We start from the raw sequence: 25,097 nt of genomic DNA, 5'->3' as shown, positions 1-25,097 counted from the left end.
ACATCTAAACTTTCCAGCCTGACAATATTTACATGTGTGATTGCATCAGTTATTATATAGTCTGCAACTAATGAGGTGCAGGTTACGATGGAAAGCTCGCTCACCCCGATTGAACGGATGTTAACGCTGCGCGCGCAGCAAAAAAGCGATTTTCCTTTGCAGGAAGTGCTCTTGACCCGTTTATGCATGCATATGCAGGGGAAATTGCTGGAAAATCGCAACCGTATGCTGAAAGCCCAGGGAATTAATGAAACCCTGTTTATGGCGCTGGTTACGCTGGAATCTCAGGCCACCCGCAGCATTCAGCCGTCAGAATTGAGCTCAGCGCTGTGTTCATTGCGCACCAATGCCACCCGTATCTCCGATGAGTTGGAGAAGCACGGTTGGATTGAGCGTAAAGAAAGCGAAAATGATCGCCGTTGCTTGCATCTGCATCTGACGGAAGCCGGCCAGGCGTTTCTGGATAACCTTTTGCCGCCGCAGTACAACTGCCTGCTTTCCCTGTGGTCGACGCTCAATGAAGCGGAAAAGCAGCAATTGGAAAGCCTGACTCGCAAGCTTTTGAATAAGCTGGACACGCTTAACGCGTAAGAAGATGTGCTGAAGTGCGTTTGTCTGCCTATCCGCTCCAGCTGCGCTGGAGGATGTACTGAACTGTTGTTTAACCGCCTACCCTAGGAAACGCCGCAGGGACCCTCCCGCGGCGTTTTTTTCGCGCCGTTGCGCCGCGGTTTTGCCGCTACCATTCCGCCAGCAGAATACCGGCGCTGACGGACACATTTAAACTCGGTACCCTGCCGCTGCCGTTGATGGTCACCGCGATACCCGCCTGTGACAGCACCGCTTTTGACAGCGCGCTACCTTCTTCTCCCAGCACCAGCACCAGCACCGTCCGTGCAGGCATTTAATCGTCGACAGCGACGTGCCGCCGTTACACGGTAAGCGTGACCACGGTGTAACCGGCACGTTGGAAACGCTGCAAGTCCTGCAACACATCATCGCACTGAATGCCCTTGACGTGCTCTGCCCCCCCTTCCGCGGTGCGCACCGCGGCGCCGGAATCCAGCAGGGCGCTGGTGGTGTAATTGTTCGGGATCAATCTGACTTTTGCCGCTGATACCGCCATGATCCGGCACGGCGGCGTCGTCGCCGGCGTAACCGGTTTTCCACGGGCTACGGCCCTCACTGCGCTGGTCGCCCCTGCGGTCATCAGCGGAGGCGCGCGAGGACGGGCGGCGCGTTTGCTCCTGCTCTTCCTCTTTGCGCACATACATCACGCGGACTTTGCCATTTTTGCCCTTTAACGAATCGTTATCGCTCATATTGCCCTCCCCCTCTGATGGGTGCGAAGATTACCTCATCTCTATCCATATAGCTACCAGGTTAAAGTAAAAGCCGGCAACTATCGAAACCATTGAACAAATCATTTTTTCACCAGGTATTTCTTTTACCATACTTTGACGACTTACCCACTAAAAGCGCGCATGTCATCGGTCTGAAAGTCTCCGGCCCGGCAGACTTGCTTATCAGAGGCAACATTATGAATACGGTTTGTGCATCCTGCCTGGCAACCTATCGCCTGCCGGACGATATAGGATCAATGATGCCGCCAATTGCGCCCGGTGTGGCGAACCGTTACTGGACGGAACGGTTGTCCACGCCACGGCCATCACCCTAGACAAACTGCTGCAAGACGGTCTGCCCGTCGTTATCGATTTCTGGGCGCCGTGGTGCGGCCCCTGCGTCGGCTTCGCATTGATTTTTGATGCCGTTGCCGGCGAACGTCGCGACAAAGTGCGCTTCATCAAGATCAACACCGAAGCCGAGCCGACGCTCAATAGCCGTTTCGGCATTCGCAGTATTCCTACTATTATGTTGTTCAAGCAGGGTCAAAAAGTGGACTCGCTGCATGACGCCATGCCCAAAGCCCCCTTCGAGGAGTGGCTGGATGAAGACTCTCCCTGCAAGGCACCAACCTCGTGAGACGCGCCGGGCGCGTCTGACCTGCTCCCCTGAGCGCCACGGGCGACTTATTCGCGCGGTGGTGCAGACCGCTCGACAGCGAGCGAGCGTTGCCGCAAGCGTTTCACTGGCAATGCCGGAGATGGCGGGCGGCTCCACTACCCGAGTTTTGCTCAGGGTCCGCCCTATGTGCGATGCCTCAGGGGGGCGCCACCGATGTGGAATGCTGCCTAAAGAGAGCGCCACCACGGCGGTACGCAGGCAAAAAGCGTTACCCTTCCCCTCAGCGCTCCGGTACACTCGTTTCCTTTTGACACCGCCGAACTTCCCATCACCCAAAACGCCGTTCTGGCTTTGCGCCAATTCCGTTTGCAGCAATCGACGCGCCCGTTTTGCGCCCGCGGCTGCCGCGTGCTGTGCTGCGAGCATTGCCTGCTGCCGCGCCGGCGCTGTTTATGCGCCACCATTATGCCGCAGCAGGCCAGCAGCCGGTTTTGTCTGGTAATGTCCGATGCCAAACCCTTAAAACCCAGCAATACCGGCCGATTGATCGCCGATATACTGCCCGCCATGCAGGCGTTTCTCTGGTCACGTACCCAACCAGATCCAACCATGCTGGCGGCGGTGATCGATCCGGATCGTCAGCCTTATGTGGTGTTTCCCGCCAGCCATACGCCGGGCGGGCGGCAGGTCGTCAACCACATTCTGCCCGATGCGCGGCCGCCGCTGTTTATTCTGCTGGACGGTACCTGGCCCGAGGCGGGCAAAATGTTCCGCAAAAGCCCTTAGCTAACGCATTTTCCGGTATTGTCGCTGGAATTGCCCACCGTGTCGCAATACGGCCTGCGCGGCAGCCATGGCGAGGGTCACCATTGCACCGCGGAGGTGGCTGCCGCTTTGCTCTTCCAGACGGGTGATCATGGCGCGGCTGATGCACTGATGGCCCATTTTGCGCTCTTTCGTCATCGTTATTTGGCGGGCAAATCCCACGCGCCGCGCAGATCGTCCCCCGCCGTCACAGCAGAAAGGGAATAAAACGCGTACACTTATCCCGTCAACCAGCGGGGGAGGCAGTGATGAGTTTACGGGGACTGGAGGTGCTGCTGGGGCCTAAATCGATTGCGGTGGTTGGTGCATCGGACACACCCGGCCGCGCCGGCAATCTGATGATGCGCAATCTGCTTGACGGCGGTTTCAGCGGGCCGGTGCTACCGGTGACGCCGAAATACCCGGCGGTCTGCGGCGTGCTCAGCTATCCCTCGGTGTCGGCGCTGCCGGTGACGCCGGATCTGGCGGTAGTGTGTACCCACGGCCGACGCAATGTGAGTCTGCTCACCGCACTGGGCGAACGAGGCTGCAAGACGGTTATCGTGCTGTCGGCGCCGGCGACGCAATTCGACGACCTGCGCGCCTGTGCTCAGCGTTTCGGCATGCGGTTGCTGGGACCCAACAGTTTGGGGCTGCTGGCGCCGTGGCAGGGCCTGAACGCCAGCTTTTCGCCGGTCCCCATCCATCGCGGTAAATTGGCGTTTATCTCGCAGTCGGCGGCGGTGTCCAATACCGTGCTCGACTGGGCGCAGCAGCGCGCCATCGGGTTTTCCTACTTTATCGCTCTCGGCGACAGCATTGATATCGATGTCGACGATATGCTGGATTTTCTGGCGCGCGACGGTAAGACCAGCGCGATACTTCTGCACCTGGAGCATCTCTCCGACGCCCGACGCTTCCTTTCTGCCGCCCGTGGCGCGGCACGCAACAAACCGATTCTGGTTATTAAAAGCGGCCGCACCATCCAGGCGCAGCGGCTGCTCAACTACCCTCCCGGCCGCGATGCTGCCTATGACGCCGCCATTCAACGGGCCGGGCTGCTGCGGGTACGCGACACCCACGAACTGTTTTCAGCGGTAGAAACCTTAAGCCATATGCGCCCCCTGCGCGGCGAACGCTTAATGATCATCAGCAACGGTATTGCGCCCGCCGCGCTGGCGCTGGATGAGCTGTTGCGCCGCCACGGCCGGTTGGCGGAGCCGGATGACGCCACCCTGGCGGCGCTGGCGCACGCGTTACCGGCGACGTTGACACCCTGCAATCCGCTGGATCTCGCCGACGATGCAACACCGGCGCGTTACCGCGCTGCGCTGTCGGCGCTGATGGGCAGTAAGGATTTCGATGCGCTGCTGATAATCCATGCTCCGAGCGCCGCCGCGCCCAGCAGCGAAACCGCCCGCGAGGTGATTGCCACGCTGGCCGATGCCGCCCGCCCCGGGCCGGTTACCCTGCTGACCAACTGGAGCGGCGAGTATTCTTCTCAGCAGGCGCGCCGCCTGTTCACCGAGGCGGGCCTACCTACCTACCGTACCCCCGAAGGGGCGGTGACGGCCTTTATGCATATGGCGGAATACCGACGTAATCAGCGGCAGCTGATGGAAACGCCAGCGCTGCCGCCCGGGTTGACTGTCGATGCCGCCCACGTCCACCAGATGATCCGCGAAGCGCTGGATCAGGGCGTTACCCGACTGGAAACCTACGAAGTCAGGCCCATCGTTGAAGCCTATGGTATTAAGACGTTGCCCACCTGGATCGCTACCGACAGCGACGACGCGGTACGGCTCAGCGAAGGACTCGGCTATCCGGTAGCGCTAAAACTGCGGTCCGCCGATATCGCCCATAAATCCGACGTGCAGGGGGTGATGCTCGCGCTACGCAACGCGGCGGAAGTAGCGCAGGCGGCCAGTGCGATGCTTGAGCGCGCGACAATTACCTATCCCGCGGCGCGCATTGAAGGACTGGCGGTGCAGAGCATGGCCAGCCGCGCGGGCACGCAGGAACTACGCATCAGCGTGGAACAAGACTCGGTATTTGGCCCGCTTATCCTGTTAGGCGATGGCGAGAGCGACTGGCGTGCGGGGGCGCCGGTGGCGGTAGCATTACCGCCGCTCAATATGGCGCTGGCGCATCATCTGGTGCTGCAAGGGTTAAAGATGGGCGCACTGCGCAACAACCGCCCGCTGTATCCCTTGGATCTCGCGGCGCTCAGCCAATTGCTGGTGCAAGTCTCCGATCTGGTGGTAGATTGCCCGGAAATCACCGCGCTGAATATCCATCCGCTGCTGGCCTGCGGCAGCGATATGACGGCGCTGGATGTCAGCTTGCAATTAAGCGAGTACCACGGCGATCCCGGCGCACGGCTGGCCATCCGCCCCTATCCACGCCAGCTCGAATCGGTGGTGACGCTCAATAACGGCCAGCGCTGTCTGTTCCGGCCGATACTGCCGGAAGATGAACTGCTGCTGAAAGCCTTCATCGGCCTGGTGACCCGTAAGGATCTCTATTACCGCTATTTCAGCGAAATTAGCGAATTTACCCACAAAGATTTGGCCTATATGACGCAAATCGACTACGATCGTGAAATGGCGTTTGTGGCGGTTATACAACAGCAGGATCGTGAGGTTATCATCGGTGTAACCCGCGTCATTGCCGATCCTGACAATACCGATGCGGAATTCGCGGTACTGGTACGTTCCGATTTGAAAAAACTGGGGCTTGGGCGCATGCTGCTGGAAAAGATGATTGATTACGCCCGCGCCCACGGTCTGCAACGGCTGACTGGTATCACCATGCCCAACAACCGCGGCATGATAACGCTGGCGCGCAAATTAGGGTTTACGGTGGATATTCAATTGCAGGACGGTATCGTCGCGCTGTCGCTGGCGCTGGAACCGGCTACAGCATGAATTCCGCTGACAGCGAGCAAGGATTAGCCGGGCAGTTGAAACATGCCCACAATCAACAGAAGTAGTGGTATTATGGCCGATTCAACGCAAATATCTATTTGCATAGGGTCATTCTAACCTTCGATGATAAGAGAAGAAACGCACTGTGATGTTGTCAACTTTTAAACGCAGTAAACACCAACAACACCTTGCACAACTGCCAAAAATCCCTCAGACGGTTGCAGATGTTAAAACGCTTTACAGCCCTGAAGATTTCTATCATGCGCTCATACAGGCCATCGCCGGCGCCCGGCAACGAATCTATCTGGTCGCATTGTATCTGGAGCAGGATCAGGGCGGTCAATGCGTCCTTGACGCTGTTTATAACGCCAAACGTAATGATCCATCGCTGGATGTAGCGATCCTGGTTGACTGGCACCGGGCGCAACGCGGTCGTATCGGCGCCGCCGCCGCTGATACCAATGCCGACTGGTACTGCCGTATGGCGCAAGCGCATCCCGGGGTGGACGTGCCGGTCTTCGGCGTACCGGTCAATACCCGCGAAGCGCTGGGCGTCCTGCACTTGAAAGGCTTTATTATCGACGCCCAGGTGATTTACAGCGGCGCCAGCCTGAACGATGTTTATCTGCATCAGCAGGATAAATATCGTTACGATCGTTACCAGATTATCCGTAATCCCTCCCTGGCCGACACGCTACTTGCCTACATCAAACAGCAATTGCTCACGGCGCCGGCGGTAAGCCGGCTGGATAACGTCGCCCGGCCAAAAAACCTCGAGATCAAAAATGATACCCGCCTGTTTCGCCAAACCCTGCGTGAAGCCAGCTATCGCTATCAATGTGAAGCAGGTCCCAATGAATTGACCATTACCCCGTTAGTGGGTTTAGGCAAGCAAAACCCGCTGAACAAAACGATTCATCATTTACTGTGTTCTACCCGCGACACCTTGACGCTGTGTACACCCTATTTCAACTTACCAGCGCTGCTGGTGCGGGATTTAATCGGTCTGATGCGTCTGGGCAGGCAGGTGGAAATCATTGTCGGCGATAAGACCGCCAACGATTTTTATATCCCTGAAGATCAGCCGTTCAAGATTATCGGCGCCCTGCCGTATTTGTACGAAATCAATTTGCGCCGTTTTCTTAGCCGCCTGCAGCGGTATGTGGATAACGGTCAATTGGTGGTACGTCTGTGGAAGGACGACAACAATAGTTATCATTTGAAAGGGGTATGGGTAGACGAGGAGTGGCAATTGCTGACCGGCAATAACCTCAACCCGCGTGCCTGGCGGCTTGATTTGGAAAATGCGCTGCTAATCCACGATCCCACACAGGCGTTGCGCCCGCAGCGTGAGAAAGAGCTCAACCGGATCCGCACCCACACCCAGGTAGTGCGGCATTTTACCGAACTTGAGAGCATCGCCGATTATCCGGTTAAAGTCCGCAAGCTTATCCGCCGATTGCGTCGGATCCGCATCGACCGTTTGATTAGCCGGATCCTCTGAATCAAGATGCCCTCTCCCGGCGGCGGCGCTTTCTGAAGCGTTATGTCGCCGGTGCCAGCAGGAACCCATTGATGCACAGAGGCCGCCGCTTATCGGTACCCGTGTTGTGGCTGTTACCACTGCTGTGATACACGGGCTGTAGTTGTTACCTGCACAGGACAATTGGACCGGTAGCGACAAGGCCCAGCACTTTGTTGGCTCTGCCCTGCTGGCGGTGGCCGGCAGCGCGATCGCCGAGCATCAATCGGCCTCGCCCGCATGCAGTCGTAACATCGGTTTTGGACTGTCTATCACCTTCCACCTTCGGCGCGCTAAAAGAGGCATGGGACAGCCGGCCCGGAGGCACCGGCTGGAGCTGGAAGGACTTTACCTGGAACATCGCTAGCGCCGGCGCAGGCATACAGCCTGTATGCCCTGAGCAATTAGCCTATCACCGCTCTGTACCGCACGGCGGATGGTGACCCACCCTCTTTCCCGTTGCATCACCGGGTTGACGCGTTAATCCTTCCCACTCCGGCGCTCGCGGCGTTTATTCCGGCGGGCCAGCCTGCAATACCGGTGGGTCGCGTTTCCAGCTGCTGCTTTTGGTTAATTCTCCTCTGGCGCGACGTTAGCAATGGCGATGGCAGAGACAAAACGCGCCGTTATCTGCTGCGGACGGGGTAATAGTAGCACCACCCACCACCACCGCATGACAGCCCAAATTCCAGACAACGAGCCGCCATTTCCGGCGTCAATACATTACCTTCAGCGATAACCGGTCGGCTGACCGCCGCCTGCACCTCGCGCAGAAAAGCGAAATCCTGCTCTGCCAGCATCCGCCCCCGGCTCTCTTCGGTATAGCCATAAAGCGTCGTGCCAATGACATCAAAACCCAGTTGTTCTGCCTGACGCGCCTGGGCCACGCTTACAATGTCGGCCATCAATAGCAGATCCGGATACTGTCGCCGGCAATAAGCCACTTGCCGGGCCAGCAAACCGCCGGCGGGATGCGGCCTGGCGGTGGCGTCCATCGCAATCATTGGCGGCCGGGCCGCCATCAGCTCATCGACCTCCCGCTCCGTGGCGGTGATGAACACCTCGCTATCGGGATAATCCCGCTTGATGATAGCGACAATCGGCAGCGCGACCTGCTGTTGGATAGCCACTACATCCGCCAGGCCGTTGGCGCGGACTGCCGCCGCGCCCCCCTCTTGTGCCGCCAGCCCCATACGCGCCATTATTGATTCACCGTGCAGCGGCTCCTGCTCCAGCGCCCAGCACGACACCACCAGTTTTCCTTTAATCGTTGTCAGCATAGACTCAGTCATGACACAGTCGCTTCCTCTATTTTATTTTTAATCGCCGTGACATGGAGGCCGAATATCACCTGCACCCCATTACCACGTTTAATCACGCCACGGGCGCCGCTTTGCGTCAGCAACGCTTCATCCGCCGCTTGCGGTTTTCCGGCCGCGCCACATGATACATCGCCAGACACGCGCCGAGCAGTCCAAACATCATGGTAATAAAACCCCGGACATAAAGCGCGCCGTACCAATATAATAATGCTGAGTGTTGGGATCCGCCAGCTGCGCGAAAAAGATGCGCGGGGTGTCTTCATAAAGCTGACCGTTTATCACCTCACTGCCGCCAAGCGCCGTAGTCCAGAAAAGCAAATAAAAAATATGATATAATCCAAACGGCCCAAGCATGCGCAGTACAAAGCCATAAATAAACGTACCCAAATATCCGGTGGCATCAACCAGGCCATTAAGACTGAAAATAATTTTCTGGCACTAGGGCCACACGACCATCATTACCGCGCCGACAATAATTGCGGCAAAAGAGAAAACGATAGGCATGAAACGCGAGCCGCCGAAGAAGCTGAGGAACTGCGGCAGCATAATCTTGTTGTAACGATTATGCAGCCAGAGTAGGACACCAGACCGATGACCACCCCGCTAAAAACGCCCGTTTCCAGCGTCTGGATACCCAGCGCTATCCCTGCTTGTGGGCGCCGGGATTATCGACCGGCAATTTGCCGCCTATTTGCAATAGGGCATTAATGGTGGCATTCATTACCAGATAGGCCAGTAACGCCGCCATGCCGGCCGTGCCCTTATCCGCCTTCGCCAGACCCACCGCCACGCCAACGGCGAACAGCACCGCCAGATTAAGCGAAGACAATCGTGCCGGCGTCCGCCAGGACGGTAACCACATTCTGGAGCCAGGGAATATTTAAAAAGGGTAGGCGGCCACCGTATTCGCGTTGGATAATGCGGCGCCGATCCCAAGCAACAGGCCCGCCGCCGGTACAACAATGGGCAACATAAAGGATTCGCCAAATCTCTGGGCCTTTTCAAACCATCTATCGCTTGCTGCAGAAGGTGGTCGAGCCATGATAATTATCCCCAATTAAGATTATATTGACGAAAATTTTTATCATAAGCAGTATATCGATCGATAAAAATTTTCGTAAAGGGCTGCGAACGCTTAAAATAGCGTGTCCGGCATCATTCAGGGTCCTCTGCTAACCGGTTCAGCCTATAACAAGGAGTTTGCTGTGAATCAATATTTTGCACCGGTGAATCTGCTGCTATACCTGCGATATAGCTTGGAAAGTTTTAGCCCGACACTGCAAAAGCGCGGCCGGCGCGATTATCGACAATTATCTGCAATATAAACTGCTGCGCCGGGGGAAATCCGCCCACGCCTTTGACGACATGCATAGCGCGGTAATGAATGCAGTCAGCCTGGGCGCGTGAAGATATGGTCATTGCCATCTCCAGTTCGGGATCGACGCGCGATGTCTTATCGGCGGTGGCGCTCGCCCGTGAGAACGGGGCGAAAGTGATTGTGCTGAGCTATACCCTGCATAGCCCGCTCTGTAAATTGGCTGACGTATTATTGGTGGCCGCCAAACCAGAAGTACCTCTAAACGCCGGTACGCTGCAATCAAAGATCGGCGCCATGCTGCTGGTGGAGTTATTGATCCAGGAGCTGTTAAAGCTTGATGACCGCTACGCTTTCGCCAGCCAGCCAGCCAGCCAGGGTTACTCTACCGCTGTTGTTGTAAACCCCGCTTATTGATGCGTCTGCTAATGCGCCCCCGATGCGGGTATGACATTCACGCGCCGTACCAGGCGTCAGGCTACCGTGCCGGCGGACGTCAGGTATTAGCTCGCCTTGTTTGTCATGAAAGCATAATGCCCGCCGCCAGGTCTCTTTTCTCATCGCCGGTCATCCGTTATTCTCGCTGTGCCAACGTTGGGGGTTTTACTGCCAAGACTCCACGGGTATGCGGTCATCTCCACCGCGACGTTGACTTTGAAAGTCAACCCAAGCCTTAGTGGAGGTAGGCGTTGAGTCTGACGATTTTTCCTTTCTGACTCCATTCGATAATATCCACTCCTCGTAGGGTCTTCTCGTTTAATTGCAGCTCAAACTCAATGATTGATTTATAACCCTCTGTCATGACTGAGTTGGCAACGAAAGAAAATGAGTCACACGCCGAGAACAACCGCAGCAGCATCTCTCGGATGCTTTCCCGTCCTATCAAGTGGGTTATCGGGATCAATCAAAGAGGCATCGCGATCAAAAATCCCAATCACAGACGATAAGGACCTAGTATTGAAAGCCTCAACATATTGTTCCGTGAGCCTGCCTACCGAATTGAGATGTTTGTCATGTGACTGGGCAAAAGCTTTGACCGCGTGAGCATCATAAAAATTATGATAAATGGCGTTAGCCAGAGGACGTAGAATGATTTTCTTTTTCTCTAAAACCAATTCATTTAAGCAAGAAGAGAGGTAAAATTTCCCGCCAATGCAATTATCTTTCCGTATAATGTTTTTTGCCGCACTTACAAAGTCTTTAGCCTGGCGGAAGTAATATAATCCCGCAACAGCATTGCGGCTAATGGACATTTTTTCAGCGGCCTCGATAATCTGTTTATCCGCATTCAATTTGACAAAAGACCATTTGGGATGCACCGACTCAAAAGAAAGAACGCCCGCGTCAGCCTTTTGGCTGCGGAAATATGCAATAATAGTTTGCAGATCATCCTTAATATAATGATCAGCCGATGAAATGATCAGTTCTGCCTGCAAATCAAGCTCATCAATGCCCATAAGACAGCTACACACGGCACCTTTCGTATTAGCCTGTAACGGCACAATTACGCCTGTGGAATCGCTAATAGTGTCTATTATCGTTTTAAGACTCAGTTCTTTAAGTTTATTCCGTGGAATAATGTATATTTTTTTTGCTTCTTCTTTCAACGTGCCAAAGATGTCCTGAGAATACTCCAATAACGTTTTGTTTGCTATTTCAATTAAAACTTTTGGATAGATGAAATCATCGGACGTTTCATAAAGACTTTCCCCACACATTGGGATAATGATATTGATCATTGTATTAAGCCTCTTCTACACTCATGATAAATTTTTTGATGTTTTCATAATTAACATCATAGATCGTTTTGACTTCAAGTACATGCGCACCGCTGGCGCGAGCGGCCTTTATGCCATTTTCATTGTCCTCCACAATCACACACTCTTGCGGTAATACCTTGAGGGTCATTATTGCTTTATTATATATTTCAGGGTCAGGTTTACCTTTAACCACATCTTGATTAGAAAGAGTAAATTCCAAGTACTGGGTTAAATGCGCTCTATCCATCATCACTTCAATTGAATTCTTAATTGAATTAGAGGCCACTGCAAGCCTGTAGCCTTCCCGTTGTAAACTCGATAAGGCATATTCATGATGGAACATCGGTTTACAAAAATTATTGACGATGTTAATCGTATATTTTTGTTTCATCTCATTAATAAATAAGTGCAGTGAGTGAGACAGCCCCTTGTCACAGCTTAACATGATTAGCTTGTCTTTGGTCGGCAAGCCATCATAAGCAGTCTGATGTTCCTGCTTGGTTATTTCCAAGCCAAAAAGATTGAGCGCTTTATTAAGCGCATCATAATGCCAGTCCTTGGCATCAATGAGCACACCATCCATATCGAAAATGACAGCTTTGATTTTAGTGGCCATAAAAAAACCTCGTCGCATCGTCGGGTAAGTCGGTGCATAAAAGGAAATTGTTTGATGAAACGATGCTATTAGGCATCCGCTTAATTTTTTCCCAGACGGCCAAATGCTCACGAGCATGAAGCTCCGGGGACACCAAACAAACCTTTTTATTACGGTGCAGAAATGAGCTAATGAGCTCTTTATCTACTATTGTTTCCTTAAAACCATCAAGCCAGACCCCCGCCGCTTCCTCAAGAAGACCAGATTCAGGTTCATATTCACTAAAACGAACAAAGAACGTTAATCCCTCATTTTTGTAAGCGATAAGATCGGGTATAGACATATCAAAAAAAAATAATTTTTTATATTATATTGATTTAATTTTTCTTTAGCGAGCTTTTGTAATCCATCTGCTTTTACATTCAACGCTAACGTGGGGCGGCAGCTACATTTACTACTATTGTATAGAGTGAATAAATCATCTACTGCAAGCGCGCTTGAGCCGGGCATATCATGACTGATGACAAGTTGTCCATCAAAATCGCGCAAATCGGTTTCAGTGCCATAACCGAGATCAAACGAACGGATAAACGCAGCAGTGCTATTTTTCTCTGCAGGCTGTTTCCAATATCCACGATGAGACAATATTTCCATAAAAACCTATCAAATCAATATCCATATAATCAAACGTTAACACGATGTGTAAATCTTAATCGCATCATCAACGTCACCATCAAAAATAACATTACCCTGTTCAATGAGTATCGCTTTGTTGCATATTGCAGACACCTGATTTAAATCATGACTTACGAATACAACGGTCTTCTTGTTTTTTTTAATTTCATTAATTTTGTGCAAACATTTATTCTGGAAATTGGAATCACCCACTGATATTGCCTCGTCAATAACCAAAATATCAGATTTAAGGTGAACGCCGATGGAAAATGCCAGGCGTAGAAACATACCCGACGAATAATGTTTGACGGGAGAATCGATAAAATCGCCAATCTCTGAAAAAGCAATAATTTCATCCAGCGATTGCTTAACGGTTTTACGGTTCATTCCGAGGATAGCACCGGATAAGAAAATATTCTCATAACCAGAGAGATCATGATGAAAGCCGGCACCTACTTCTAATAATGTAGAAAAGGTGCCATTTATTCGAATAAATCCGCTAGTGGGTAGAATGATCTTGGTCATCAACTTCAAAATAGTTGACTTGCCAGCACCATTCCTCCCCAGGATACCCACTGAGTCACTCTCGTTGATATGAAAGCTCACGTTATTAACGGCTGTAAAAGTAGAAATCTGGCTATGGCCAGCGCGGGCTAATCGCCCAAATGAAAAAATATCTTTTATAGAGCCAGCTCGGCGCTTTCTCGTCCGATATTTTTTTGAAACATTACTAAACTCAATCATTTCAAATCAACCACTTTTCTTTCATTCATCACGAAATAGACACTCCCCACAATCGCGACGATCATCGCCAGGCCTAACGTTGTGGCTATACTAGGCACCGTCTTTCCATTAAGAAAAACATAGCGCGCCAAAGTCAATATATGCGAGAATGGGTTCATCTTATACAGATACATATATTTCTCTGGCACAATACTTAAAGTGTAAACAATAGGAGATGCATAAAACAAAATTTGCATTACCAAAGGAACAACGTGCCTAAAATCTTTGTATTTTACTTTCAAAATAGCGATGATGGCACCCATACCCCACGCGAATAGCAGCGTAGTTAAAATACAAAACGGTAAATAAACCACCAATCGAGGGAACTGTATCGTGACATCCAGATACCAAAGAACGGGAATAAAAAAAATCAATGCAATTAGAAGATCGATCACAGCAACGAAAACACTTGCCAGGCCAAAAACGACGCGTGGGAAGTAGACTTTCTTAATAAGACCAATATTATTTATTAGTGAGTCACTTACGGATGTAAGACTGGCGGAGAAAAAGTTCCAAAACAAGATCCCGACAATCAATACCGCAGAATAGGGTGAAGAATACTCAGGCGTTGGAATTTTGACTAAAAGACTAAAGACAAAGGCAAACATAATAAAACTGGTCAATGGATTGATGACTGCCCAGAGAAACCCCAGACCAGTTTGCCTGTACCTGACAAAAAAATCGCGTCTAGCTAATTGTAATATCAGATATTTAGCGTTAATAATTTCTGACTTTGTTGTTACACTATTAGGCTTTGAGACGATGCTTCGCATGAGCTCATCCTCTTTTATTGAAGATCTTCAAGGCTATTCTTTTCACAAAGGGTATGCTAAGCAGATTTGAACGTATGTAAAAAAATCCCATCATGAAAAACGTAACCATTTTTTTTATCATAAATTTTCTATCGACTGGCGTGCTCAACCCGCGAATAGACTTGTTATAGAGCCTCATCCAATCAGAATAGTCATAGACACTGTATCTTCCCTTATTGTGATAATGCGATTTGTGTTTTCTCCAGCAGAAAGCAATGTCGCTGGAATCACAAGGAATGAAATTGTTTATGTAGTACATTTCAGATTCAATAGTGAGCTTATTATTTCTTTGACAATTCCCGTGAAAAACCTTTAGTCTTTTTCGTTTATCAATACATTTAACCCATATATACTGCTCTGGCACATAATTCATTATAGTGTAAAAATAACCATGCTTACTGGTTTCGAAGATACTGGCATCCGCCAAATCTACATCGAAGATGCTCATGACGTCATCCTTATATCCACATAGCAAAATATCTCCAGGATGGAAAAGATAGGGCAAATAGCCCCTAGCATTTCTTGAAAATAGATTATAGTTTAAAACTCGGTGATTAAAAATAGAATAACCAACCTCACGCTTAAACCTATCGTTCACTATGTATCTTTCAAGCAAGTCAAGTATTGCGTCAGAGGTAAAATATGAGTCAGTTCGCATTTTTATCACAAACGGCGTTTTGACTAATCGTATACCACACAAAGATGAAACAATCATCCGATTAATATTACTCGCATATTTTATACCATTCTCAATTTTACTGATGAGTCCAGGGTCTTCATTGAGAAGATATGCAACATCAAGATAGCGCGCTAATTTACTAAATTGTACATTGCATGCGAATTTCATTTTCCATGTAGATATAATAATTTGGCATCTCGGGAAATGTTGCTTGACTTTTCGGATGTTAGTGATTATAGATCTATCGATGCCTTTATTATCAACAACGCTTCCTTGCATTACAATTGTTACATCATCAGGTGAAACACGCATCGTTAAATCCAGCGAGAAACGCTAACTGAACAGTTTTTTCAAATAGCGATAGGCTTTATAAGCAATGCCAGACAACCTTAATCCCACTATTTTTCGTAACGCAATGGCCAGCAAGATCTTCCTAAAGCTAACACGGCAATTATTATTGCCAAAACCATCTTTAGAATCACAGAAGATTGAAGAGTCTATTTCCTTTTGATAAAAAGCATAATGCTGAGAGTAGATTCTAATATTGACATTGTGTACTAATTTTCTTTTACAAAACACCATTAGTAAACTGCGGAGGAAAGATAAGTTCTCATGGAAAAAATCATTATTTAACTGAATAAAGTTAATATTAAGCATTTTACAATCATCAGGAAGACTGATTCTAAAATTTCGACATGATGAGTTTTTAATTTTTGACATATCGATTAGCAAGTCAAATCCTTCACGTTTTTCTTCTCCAGCTTGCCGAAAAAGCGTGAGCTGTAAATATCGTTCTTCGGTCATTTTTTCATAACTGATCTGCATTATTTGTCATTCTCATTCTTATAAACGGTTGTGCCTTCTATGAGGGCCGTAATCTCCTGAACACTGAGTTTAAAATATACACCATTCATACAATATTTCATTTGAAAAGCAGATAATTTATTACATAGCTTTTGAAGAACCGTTTTTCGGATAAACCAATCGTGCTTATTTTCCATAAATGGACTATGGATTATAGTATGGGAAACTTGATTTTGCAGAAAAGGCATGGTGATCAATGCAGTTTTTTTATCTGTGGCACTTATGGATGACTTTAGAGTGTCTATCAAATCGCTTCGATAAAGAGGGGGGATGCTTTCACAAAGAACATCCTTTTCAAAATCGGCAACAAATTGTTCCACCTCCCAAAGAGGGATTTTAATACTTTTAATCACCATTATTATGGTTTTCAACCGTGATTGACCAGAAAAAGATTGCCGGTTAATAACGTGAAAAACCTTATCTTCTGCTGCATATTTTTTTGCAATACGAAAAAGTTTCCTCTTAGCCTCTTGTATGGTTATCCTGAACAAAGGTTTACGCCGCAAAAAGGGGAGTGCTTCAGTTATAGCCCGACGCTGGCTGAGTTTACCCTTATAAGAAAAAACACTATAATAACCATAATAGTGCATAATAGATCTGTTATTCATACTTTGCGTCATCGAATAGGGATTTATAATCACAGGAATACCCAAACACGCCGCTCTGATATTATGCTCAATATCTTCAAAATCGTCCCAATATAATAATTCGTTTTGCGGACAATAATTCCAAAGCTTCGTCTTACAAATGTATAGGCTTCCTGTCAAATAATCACATCCATAGGTTTTCCGCATTGGGTTTTGGCAAAATAGACCTTTACGCCCAATAAGTCGCATTTCTTTCTTCGTCATTGCATGAAGGTTAAATATTTTTGTGATATCTTCACTTGTAGTTCCAAAATCTGAATAGCGACGCGGTATTAAATTTTTCTTGTCTGCGAAAAAAAACGATTGAAGACCCGTTAGCGGAAAATCATCACCAAAACTTTCCATCGCTTGGACAAAGTTTTTAGGTAGCATTACACGGTCATGAATGATGCATAAATTTTTTAGTGTCGCAGCACGCGCAAGGGTGTTTTTTTTCCGGGTAATATGCACAGGCGGCGCGGGTATATCCTCACCGACAATTCTTACCTTGTCAAAGAATCTAAAATCTTTATGAGGCATACCACAAAGTATTATCTCTTTATTGGGTATATCTAATTCAAGAATACGCTCAACACATTTATTGAGAAATAGCGGCTTTTCAGGTCCGACAGGTATGCAGAATGTCCATTCATCAAGACCACGATCAGCCTCAATAATCAGGGGGCTTTTTTTCTGAAAAGCTCTGATATAATTCGATGCTGTTTCGACTTCTTGAAAGGCATCTTTAAAATAAGACTTTTCGATCAAGCAGTCTGTATCATAAATTTCTACAAGATAGATCATGCCAGAAATTTTTACTTGGTGAGCTACATCCCAAAAAATTTGTGCATAAAGAGGTGAATCTGATTGTACGTTATACAAAAGGACATCATCAATGTCGTCAAACAAATATCGCGAGACGCCATTAACTGTGTACTCTTTCTTTTTTGTCATTGGCACCACGAGATTACGGAAGGTAATTACCGTCGTATGACCCACATCGCGCAAGAAAGATAACTCCAGCTTTTGCGTGTGTTTAACATTGTAATAGTTTGTCTTTTTATCATGCTTTAATCTGATGAGCTTCACTTAGAAATCCTACTGGGCCTAAAGATTAAAACGATACTGCTTTGGCGAATATCGGCAACCTTTTGAAGAGTTCCAAATCTGATGGTGTTCCTAAACCATACATGCCATCAGCTTCGCTTCCTACATTGTATATACCAATTTTTAACTTACCTTCTGTAAGCATATAATTATAAGCAGGTGCAACATAGAACTCACCGTTTATACGTTGATTTCTCTCGATCATCTGCTTTACACAGCGACAGAAATTTTTGCCATGTTTATAATTATAAACTCCAACAGTGGCCTCATCGGATACGACGACTTTTTCAACTACGTTAACCACCATTCCCCGTTCATTCAGCTCAACATAAGACCATTTTGCATCGTCCGCTTTCATAGTCATAATCAGGCCATCAAGATTGTTTTTCGCTATCTCTGCAAGATAGTCATCGATCGCAATATCAACCCATTGATCGGAATTAGCAATCATTAAAGCATGTTCGTTATTGATATACTTTTCAGCGCGCATCACTGTGCAAACCGCACCTTCAGTGACATCACTTATACCAATAATGATGCATTCGGGGGCAATTTTCTTTAGCTCGGCTTCGTAATTGTAGCGATCCAGATGCTCCTGCTGGCAGACGAAAATGAATCTGTGCGGCTGCTGCGCGGGTGTTAAGTTGTTAACAACGACTTCAATCATGCGTTTATTATTCAAATAAACAAGTGGTTTCGGGTCTGTAAAACCTGCTGAAGAAAATCGACTACCCCGGCCGGCCATAGGAATTACAATATTTAACATGTCATTCTCCCACTAAATATTTATCATTTAATATGCCGGGTAATTTAACTACCGTAGTAACAGTATCCTCTAGCGCCTCGAAGTCGGTGCTTTCGCCAGGAAGAATCTTGATAATGCTGCCAGCTATATATTTCGTGCCATTCATTCTAACAGCGCCTGATACAATAACAGTGATTTCCGTAGCAATCTTATGAAGGTGTTTTACCTCGTAATCGCCTGCTTTAAAATGCTGAACGGCGACCCCGACATCTTTGGTGATATACAAAGACGGAGTAAAAGCCCCAACAAACCAGCCTTTCAGCATTTCGTTCAGATGATAACTTTTCATAAATCTTTCTCATTTTTTTGAAGTTATGCAATGCATTGATTACAACTCATTAAACACAAAGTTTATTATACTTATATATTCCCTAATGAGCTATATTTAGTAAAATATACATATGAAGATTAGTGTCCAGAAACTATAACATTAGATGATGGAGAAACATAGAGGAGCCCGTGTAAATTTTTTTGCAATTCAATAGGGTGCACTACTACTGCAACTTCTTGATTTGAAATTCTTTCACTAAACAAAGTCTCCATAATAGTCTATTATCGCGCAATTTTATGTGCTTCAAATAATAACTTTAAAAGTTAGTTTTGTTCTGTATTACATCCATTTAATTGCTGAAGTACTCTTTTTAGCGCTGTCTATTCCTTTTTACGTCCTCTTCATCTCACTTAAGCGTTTTAACGGCTTACCGCTACAGCTTCTAACGCCGTACCAGCATGCCTTATAAGAAGTTTTACACATGATTCCGTAAAGTTTCTTTTTTACATTGCTGATCACTTTCACTTTTACCTTAATACAAAGTTATTATGGCTTATTTAACACCCATTACACAAAAAAACCTTTGGTTGACTAACACGGCACAACACACTTTGTAGTGGTCAACTAAAACTCGACCAGTGAACTATTACGCATTCTTTAAATGATAACTGTTTCTAAGCTAACATCCTGGCGATCTGGGTTGTTTCCCTCTTCACGACGGACGTTAGCACCCGCTGTGTGTCTCTCGTGATAACATTTTACGGTATTCGCAATTTGCATCGGGTTACTAACCCGGGATGGACCCCTAGCCGAAACAGTACTCTACCCCCGTAGATGACTTCACGAGGCGCTACTTAAATAGCTTTCGGGGAGAACCAGCTATTTTCCGATTTGATCGGCCTTTCAGTCTCAGCCACGAGCCATCCGCTAATTTTTCAACCATTAGTCGGTTCGGTCTTCCAGTTAGTGTTACCCAACCTTCAACCTGCCCATGGCTAGATCACCGGGTTTCGGGTTTTATACCTTGCAACTAGACGCCCAGTTGAGACTTGGTTTTCCTGCAACTTCCCTATACGGTTAACCTTGCTACAGCATATAAGTCGCTGACTCATTATACAAAAGGTACGCAGTCACACCCCGAAGGATGCTTTTACTGCTTGTACGTACACGGTTTCAGGTTCTATTTTATTCCCCTCGCCGGGGTTCTTTTCGCCTTTCCCTCACGGTACTGGTTTACTATCGGTCAGTCAGGAGTATTTAGCCTTGGAGGATGGTCCCCTTATCTTCAGACAGGATATCACGTGTCCCGCCTTAATTCATCAAGCTTACAACAAGCGCACCTTCGGATACGGGGCTATCACTTTTTGTCGCCGGACTTTTCAGACCTTTCTCCTGATGCGCAAGCTGATGATGGCTCTGGGCTGTTCCCCCTTCGCTTGCCGCTACTGGGGGAATCTCGGTTGATTTTTTTCTCAGGGTACTGAGATGTTTCAGTTCCCCTGGTTCGCTTCGTTAAGCTATGGATTCACTTAACGATGATGCAACGAATTGCACCGGGTTTCCCCATTCGGACATCGCCGGCCGATAACGCTTCATATCGGCTCACTGGCGCTTTTCGTAGATTAGCACGTCCTTCATCGCCTCTGACTGTCTAGGCATCCACCGTGTACGCTTAGTCACTTAACCTCACAACCCTGAGCTGTTTGCTCCGTTAGCGACGGGCTGCACGTCCGAAATTTGGCGTTGCGCGGTACTAGGCATCCTCATGAACATTAAGTTCACTGCGGTGCCTGCGTGCCGTGCGCCTGGGCTTTCAGCCGTTTGCACCGTCTCGTTTGGGTGCCGTTATTAGGCGAAACCCGGTGTAGTCTGTGAAGACCGCGCAGAAACGACAGTGCCTGTCGCGCTGCAGTGATAACGCGTGAGCGTTACCTCAGGTTTGCTTACTTTGTTTGAGAGACTCGCATACTGAGTTTGCACTTCAGCATGTGTTTCAAATTTTCAGCTTGTTCCGGATTGTTAAAGAGCGGTATTTCGCAGCGCGCTTTGTCAACACGCTCTGAAATAACACTACGGCAAAAAAACCTTCTCATCCCCACAAATAACCAAACTACTACTCCGCAGCGGAATGGTGGAGCTAAGCGGGATCGAACCGCTGACCTCCTGCGTGCAAAACAGGCGCTCTCCCAGCTGAGCTATAGCCCCAAGTTGTTCACCTTGCATATGCCGTCGCTCACCCGCGACGATACCGGTTACCCGCCGGTAAACCCCGATACCGCACCGCGACAGGACGACAGCCAGTCTCTCTTTCTCCGCCTTCCGACGCACAGTCTTGTATGCCGCCTGTCGGCAACATACTGCCCTCTTCATCACTTGTAGTGGTCAACTAAAACTGGCCACCGCGTTAGCGTTTTTTCAGTATCTATTTTCTGATTCGTTTGGTGGCAACCCACCGTTATATTCATGCGGCCTGAGTGCGCTGTAATATCTTACGATATAGCCGGTAATTTCATGAGCTGCTTCGCTCAAGCTTATGTAGCCCGTTACCGGTATCCACTCGTTTTTTAGACTTCTGAAGAAGCGCTTCATCGGACTGTTATCCCAACAGTTACCACGCCGACTCGTGCTTTGTTTGATCCGGTAACGCCACAGCAACTGTCGGAACTGCCTGCTCGTATAGTGGCTACCTTGATCGCTGTGGAACATCACTCCGGCTGGTTTACCACGCGTTTCCCATGCTATTTCCAGTGCTTTGATGGTCAGTCTGCTGTCCGGGGAGAACGATATAGCCCAGCCCACCGGTTTCCTCGCGAACAGATCAAGAACAACCGCAAGGTATGCCCAGCGTTTCCCGGTCCAGATATACGTCACATCGCCGCACCATATCTAGTTTGGCTCCGTTACAGCGAACTGGCGCTCAAGATAATTCGGGATCGCAACATGCTCCTGACCGCCACGGCTTATACCTGTGCGTCGGCTGCTGACAACTGACCAACCCCAGCTTTTTCATGAGCCTGCCTGCGAGCCAGCGCCCCGTCCGGAAGCCTCTCTGGGTTGCCAGAGAGGCGATACTTCTCGCGCCAGCTGCACCATGGCTGATATTGTGCAGTTCATCACCCTGACTGCACAATACCGTTCGCCTGTCGTCTGGCCTGTCAGGACGACTTTTCCAGTATTTGTAACTGCTGCGATGAACTCTGAACACGTGGCAGAGTGTGGCCACAGGATGATGCGCTCTGAGTTTCCCGATTAACGAGAACTGTTCAGGGAGTATGACATCAAGAGCGCTGTAGCCTTTTTAATATTTCGTTTTCCATTTCAATATGTTGTACCTTCTTCTTGAGCTCACGTATTTCGATTTGTTCCGCGGTTTATGGGAGAGGCTTTTGGCGTTTTCCCCTGTCGCTCATCACGCGGTTGTTTTACCCATTTCGTCATCGTAGAAAAACCGACGTTCATGGCTTTTGCTGCTGGCGCGGCGGCGTAATTTTGGTCGACAACCAGTTGAGCGGATTGGCGTTTGAATTCAGAACTAAAATTTTTTCTTTTCGTTGGTGCACCCATGTTGTTCTGAGGTGAGCATATCACCTCTGTTCAGGCGGCCAAATTCAGTGTGCCACTACGTACTGGGAACCCACGGAAATAAGCAGAACTGGTAGGCCTGAGTGGACTTGAACCACCGACCTCACCCTTATCAGGGGTGCGCTCTAACCACCTGAGCTACAAGCCTATAGCAGGTTTTTCTTGCTCGTTACAGTTATCAGACAATCTGTGTGGACACGTCACTCGACGTATCGTTTTGGTAAGGAGGTGATCCAACCGCAGGTTCCCCTACGGTTACCTTGTTACGACTTCACCCCAGTCATGAATCACAAAGTGGTAAGCGCCCTCCCGAAGGTTAAGCTACCTACTTCTTTTGCAACCCACTCCCATGGTGTGACGGGCGGTGTGTACAAGGCCCGGGAACGTATTCACCGTGGCATTCTGATCCACGATTACTAGCGATTCCGACTTCATGGAGTCGAGTTGCAGACTCCAATCCGGACTACGACGCACTTTATGAGGTCCGCTGACTCTCGCGAGATCGCTTCTCTTTGTATGCGCCATTGTAGCACGTGTGTAGCCCTACTCGTAAGGGCCATGATGACTTGACGTCATCCCCACCTTCCTCCGGTTTATCACCGGCAGTCTCCTTTGAGTTCCCGACCGAATCGCTGGCAACAAAGGATAAGGGTTGCGCTCGTTGCGGGACTTAACCCAACATTTCACAACACGAGCTGACGACAGCCATGCAGCACCTGTCTCAGAAGTCCCGAAGGCACCAAGGCATCTCTGCCAAGTTTTCTGGATGTCAAGAGTAGGTAAGGTTTTTCGCGTTGCATCGAATTAAACCACATGCTCCACCGCTTGTGCGGGCCCCCGTCAATTCATTTGAGTTTTAACCTTGCGGCCGTACTCCCCAGGCGGTCGATTTAACGCGTTAGCTCCGAAAGCCATGGCTCAAGGCCACAACCTTCAAATCGACATCGTTTACAGCGTGGACTACCAGGGTATCTAATCCTGTTTGCTCCCCACGCTTTCGTACCCGAGCGTCAGTCTTCGTCCAGGGGGCCGCCTTCGCCACCGGTATTCCTCCAGATCTCTACGCATTTCACCGCTACACCTGGAATTCTACCCCCCTCTACGAGACTCTAGCCTGCCAGTTTCAAATGCAGTTCCCAGGTTAAGCCCAGGGATTTCACATCTGACTTAACAAACCGCCTGCGTACGCTTTACGCCCAGTAATTCCGATTAACGCTTGCACCCTCCGTATTACCGCGGCTGCTGGCACGGAGTTAGCCGGTGCTTCTTCTGCGGGTAACGTCAATCGATAGCGCTGTTAACGCTACCTATTTCCTCCCCGCTGAAAGTGCTTTACAACCCGAAGGCCTTCTTCACACACGCGGCATGGCTGCATCAAGGTTTCCCCCATTGTGCAATATTCCCCACTGCTGCCTCCCGTAGGAGTCTGGACCGTGTCTCAGTTCCAGTGTGGCTGGTCATCCTCTCAGACCAGCTAGGGATCGTCGCCTAGGTGAGCTATTACCCCACCTACTAGCTAATCCCATCTGGGTTCATCGGATGGCGTGAGGCCCGAAGGTCCCCCACTTTGGTCTTGCGACGTTATGCGGTATTAGCTACCGTTTCCAGTAGTTATCCCCCTCCATCGGGCAGATCCCCAGACATTACTCACCCGTCCGCCGCTCGCCGGCAAAGAAGCAAGCTTCTTCCCGTTGCCGCTCGACTTGCATGTGTTAGGCCTGCCGCCAGCGTTCAATCTGAGCCATGATCAAACTCTTCAATTAAAAGCTTGATGCTCAAAGAATTAAAATTGCCATTCCTATAAATATTCGTTGTTTACTCTTTAAGACTTGATACTTCGGTATGTCGATATCGTCTTGTGAGTGCCCACACAGATTGTCTGATAAATTGTTAAGGAGCGCTACGCTGCCGGAATCCGGCTGGCGCGAAGTGCATATATTACGCTTTCCTCTTACAGAGTCAAGCCTGCCAGGCCAACTTCTGCGTCGTCCAACTGTTGTAGTGGTCAACTAAAACTGGCCACCGCGTTAGCGTTTTTCCAGTATCTATATTTCTGATTCATTTGGTGGCAACCACCGTTATATTCATGCGGCCTGAGTGCGCTGTAATATCTTACGATATAGTCGGTAATTTCATGAGCTGCTTCGCTGAAGCTGTTGTAACCCTTTGTCGGCACCCATTCTGTCTTCAGGCTGCGGAAGAAGCGCTCCATCGGACTGTTATCCCAACAGTTAGCCCGCCGACTCATGCTTTGTTTGATCCGGTAACGCCACAGCAACTGTCGGAACTGCTTGCTCGTATAGTGGCTACCCTGATCGCTGTGGAACATTACTTCGGCTGGTTTACCACGCGTTTTCCATGCCATTTCCAGTGCTTTGATGGTCAGTCTGCTGTCCGGGGAGAACGACATAGCCTAGCCCACCGGTTTCCTCGCGAACAGATCAAGAACAACCGCAAGGTATGCCCAGCGTTTCCCGGTCCAGATATACGTCACATCGCCGCACCATATCTAGTTTGGCTCCGTTACAGCGAACTGGCGCTCAAGATAATTCGGGATCGCAACATGCTCCTGACCGCCACGGCTTATACCTGTGCGTCGGCTGCTGACAACTGACCAACCCCAGCTTTTTCATGAGCCTGCCTGCGAGCCAGCGCCCCGTCCGGAAGCCTCTCTGGGTTGCCA

13 protein-coding genes, 2 tRNA genes, 1 rRNA gene, 9 pseudogenes and 1 other annotated feature are annotated in these 25,097 nt (G+C 49.0%); of the genes and pseudogenes, 7 read left to right on the top strand and 18 right to left on the bottom strand.

What is annotated here, in order from left to right:
• Positions 1-87 precede the first annotated feature (87 nt).
• Positions 88-591, top strand: coding sequence for a transcriptional repressor MprA (mprA, locus tag ACTBDU_RS07875; RefSeq protein WP_438806095.1), 504 nt, complete (start codon positions 88-90; stop codon positions 589-591).
• Positions 592-739: 148 nt separating this feature from the next.
• Here the strand turns inward: mprA and ACTBDU_RS07870 are convergent.
• A pseudogene (locus tag ACTBDU_RS07870) lies at positions 740-1,322 on the bottom strand (TrmH family RNA methyltransferase).
• A 218-nt stretch (positions 1,323-1,540) separates the two neighbouring features.
• Between ACTBDU_RS07870 and trxC the strand changes: the two are divergent.
• The 5 genes and pseudogenes from trxC (at position 1,541) to ACTBDU_RS07845 (ending at position 7,626) form a co-directional block, all read left to right on the top strand.
• Positions 1,541-1,983 (top strand): annotated as a pseudogene (gene trxC / locus ACTBDU_RS07865) (thioredoxin TrxC).
• Between the two features lie 309 nt (positions 1,984-2,292).
• Positions 2,293-2,997, top strand: a pseudogene (locus ACTBDU_RS07860) (tRNA-uridine aminocarboxypropyltransferase).
• Positions 2,998-3,038: 41 nt separating this feature from the next.
• Entirely contained in the window at positions 3,039-5,696 is a 2,658-nt protein-coding gene (locus ACTBDU_RS07855; protein WP_438806094.1) for a bifunctional acetate--CoA ligase family protein/GNAT family N-acetyltransferase, read from the top strand.
• 148 nt (positions 5,697-5,844) lie between these two features.
• Complete coding sequence (pssA, locus tag ACTBDU_RS07850) at positions 5,845-7,200, top strand: CDP-diacylglycerol--serine O-phosphatidyltransferase (RefSeq protein WP_438806093.1); 1,356 nt, start codon at positions 5,845-5,847, stop codon at positions 7,198-7,200.
• 142 nt (positions 7,201-7,342) lie between these two features.
• Positions 7,343-7,626, top strand: a pseudogene (locus tag ACTBDU_RS07845) (YfiM family protein).
• A 162-nt stretch (positions 7,627-7,788) separates the two neighbouring features.
• Here ACTBDU_RS07845 and ACTBDU_RS07840 read toward each other — a convergent pair.
• Together ACTBDU_RS07840 and ACTBDU_RS07835 are read right to left on the bottom strand one after the other, a co-directional pair.
• A pseudogene (locus ACTBDU_RS07840) lies at positions 7,789-8,510 on the bottom strand (N-acetylmannosamine-6-phosphate 2-epimerase).
• A gap of 127 nt (positions 8,511-8,637) precedes the next feature.
• Positions 8,638-9,582: pseudogene (locus tag ACTBDU_RS07835) on the bottom strand (PTS transporter subunit EIIC); the annotation flags it as partial.
• Between the two features lie 245 nt (positions 9,583-9,827).
• On the opposite strand from ACTBDU_RS07835, the pseudogene ACTBDU_RS07830 reads away from it, so the two are divergent.
• Positions 9,828-10,258: pseudogene (locus tag ACTBDU_RS07830) on the top strand (SIS domain-containing protein); the annotation flags it as partial.
• 427 nt (positions 10,259-10,685) lie between these two features.
• Here the strand turns inward: ACTBDU_RS07830 and ACTBDU_RS07825 are convergent.
• From ACTBDU_RS07825 to ACTBDU_RS07755, 15 genes and pseudogenes are all read right to left on the bottom strand, one after another.
• A complete protein-coding gene (locus ACTBDU_RS07825) occupies positions 10,686-11,594 on the bottom strand; it encodes a sugar phosphate nucleotidyltransferase (RefSeq protein WP_438806092.1) in 909 nt (302 codons plus the stop codon).
• Between the two features lie 4 nt (positions 11,595-11,598).
• On the bottom strand, positions 11,599-12,231 hold the full coding sequence (locus tag ACTBDU_RS07820; RefSeq protein WP_438806091.1) for an HAD family hydrolase: 633 nt from the start codon (positions 12,229-12,231) through the stop codon (positions 11,599-11,601).
• 279 nt (positions 12,232-12,510) lie between these two features.
• A complete protein-coding gene (locus ACTBDU_RS07815) occupies positions 12,511-12,864 on the bottom strand; it encodes a hypothetical protein (RefSeq protein WP_438806090.1) in 354 nt (117 codons plus the stop codon).
• A gap of 36 nt (positions 12,865-12,900) precedes the next feature.
• On the bottom strand, positions 12,901-13,629 hold the full coding sequence (locus ACTBDU_RS07810; protein WP_438806089.1) for an ABC transporter ATP-binding protein: 729 nt from the start codon (positions 13,627-13,629) through the stop codon (positions 12,901-12,903).
• Positions 13,626-14,441 carry an ABC transporter permease gene (locus ACTBDU_RS07805; protein WP_438806088.1) on the bottom strand — a complete coding sequence of 272 codons (816 nt, stop codon included), beginning with the start codon at positions 14,439-14,441 and terminating at the stop codon, positions 13,626-13,628. Before ACTBDU_RS07805 ends, ACTBDU_RS07810 begins: the two co-directional genes overlap by 4 nt.
• A gap of 4 nt (positions 14,442-14,445) precedes the next feature.
• A complete protein-coding gene (locus ACTBDU_RS07800) occupies positions 14,446-15,471 on the bottom strand; it encodes a WavE lipopolysaccharide synthesis family protein (RefSeq protein ID WP_438806087.1) in 1,026 nt (341 codons plus the stop codon).
• A gap of 21 nt (positions 15,472-15,492) precedes the next feature.
• On the bottom strand, positions 15,493-15,984 hold the full coding sequence (locus ACTBDU_RS07795) for a hypothetical protein (RefSeq protein WP_438806086.1): 492 nt from the start codon (positions 15,982-15,984) through the stop codon (positions 15,493-15,495).
• Positions 15,984-17,738, bottom strand: a complete 1,755-nt coding sequence (locus tag ACTBDU_RS07790; protein ID WP_438806085.1) for a hypothetical protein — start codon at positions 17,736-17,738, stop codon at positions 15,984-15,986. Before ACTBDU_RS07790 ends, ACTBDU_RS07795 begins: the two co-directional genes overlap by 1 nt.
• Positions 17,739-17,763: 25 nt before the next feature.
• Positions 17,764-18,522 carry a glycosyltransferase family 2 protein gene (locus tag ACTBDU_RS07785; protein ID WP_438806084.1) on the bottom strand — a complete coding sequence of 253 codons (759 nt, stop codon included), beginning with the start codon at positions 18,520-18,522 and terminating at the stop codon, positions 17,764-17,766.
• A gap of 1 nt (position 18,523) precedes the next feature.
• Positions 18,524-18,850 carry a hypothetical protein gene (locus ACTBDU_RS07780; RefSeq protein WP_438806083.1) on the bottom strand — a complete coding sequence of 109 codons (327 nt, stop codon included), beginning with the start codon at positions 18,848-18,850 and terminating at the stop codon, positions 18,524-18,526.
• A 418-nt stretch (positions 18,851-19,268) separates the two neighbouring features.
• Positions 19,269-20,504 (bottom strand) — a sequence feature (23S ribosomal RNA rRNA prediction is too short).
• A 457-nt stretch (positions 20,505-20,961) separates the two neighbouring features.
• Positions 20,962-21,037: transfer RNA gene (locus ACTBDU_RS07775), tRNA-Ala, on the bottom strand.
• Between the two features lie 210 nt (positions 21,038-21,247).
• Positions 21,248-22,396, bottom strand: a pseudogene (locus ACTBDU_RS07770) (IS3 family transposase).
• Positions 22,397-22,485: 89 nt separating this feature from the next.
• Positions 22,486-22,562 (bottom strand) — tRNA-Ile (locus tag ACTBDU_RS07765).
• A 73-nt stretch (positions 22,563-22,635) separates the two neighbouring features.
• Positions 22,636-24,177, bottom strand: a 16S ribosomal RNA gene (locus ACTBDU_RS07760).
• 242 nt (positions 24,178-24,419) lie between these two features.
• Positions 24,420-25,097 (bottom strand): annotated as a pseudogene (locus ACTBDU_RS07755) (IS3 family transposase); the annotation flags it as partial.

Source organism: Sodalis sp. (in: enterobacteria), assembly GCF_051710625.1.
GTDB lineage: Bacteria > Pseudomonadota > Gammaproteobacteria > Enterobacterales > Enterobacteriaceae > JBPESN01.
The sequence above is the reverse complement of the archived record's forward strand: the minus strand, read 5'-3'. Positions and strand labels throughout refer to the sequence as shown.

Bases quoted from the DNA above. Each gene is read 5' to 3' on its own strand.
- ACTBDU_RS07825 (WP_438806092.1), bottom strand. From the start codon at position 11,594: ATGATCAATATCATTATCCCAATGTGTGGGGAAAGTCTTTATGAAACG.
- pssA (WP_438806093.1), top strand. From the start codon at position 5,845: ATGTTGTCAACTTTTAAACGCAGTAAACACCAACAACACCTTGCACAA.
- ACTBDU_RS07820 (WP_438806091.1), bottom strand. From the start codon at position 12,231: ATGGCCACTAAAATCAAAGCTGTCATTTTCGATATGGATGGTGTGCTC.
- ACTBDU_RS07815 (WP_438806090.1), bottom strand. From the start codon at position 12,864: ATGGAAATATTGTCTCATCGTGGATATTGGAAACAGCCTGCAGAGAAA.
- ACTBDU_RS07785 (WP_438806084.1), bottom strand. From the start codon at position 18,522: ATGTTAAATATTGTAATTCCTATGGCCGGCCGGGGTAGTCGATTTTCT.
- ACTBDU_RS07780 (WP_438806083.1), bottom strand. From the start codon at position 18,850: ATGAAAAGTTATCATCTGAACGAAATGCTGAAAGGCTGGTTTGTTGGG.
- ACTBDU_RS07805 (WP_438806088.1), bottom strand. From the start codon at position 14,441: ATGCGAAGCATCGTCTCAAAGCCTAATAGTGTAACAACAAAGTCAGAA.
- ACTBDU_RS07795 (WP_438806086.1), bottom strand. From the start codon at position 15,984: ATGCAGATCAGTTATGAAAAAATGACCGAAGAACGATATTTACAGCTC.
- mprA (WP_438806095.1), top strand. From the start codon at position 88: ATGGAAAGCTCGCTCACCCCGATTGAACGGATGTTAACGCTGCGCGCG.
- ACTBDU_RS07810 (WP_438806089.1), bottom strand. From the start codon at position 13,629: ATGATTGAGTTTAGTAATGTTTCAAAAAAATATCGGACGAGAAAGCGC.
- ACTBDU_RS07800 (WP_438806087.1), bottom strand. From the start codon at position 15,471: ATGCGTGTTTCACCTGATGATGTAACAATTGTAATGCAAGGAAGCGTT.
- ACTBDU_RS07855 (WP_438806094.1), top strand. From the start codon at position 3,039: ATGAGTTTACGGGGACTGGAGGTGCTGCTGGGGCCTAAATCGATTGCG.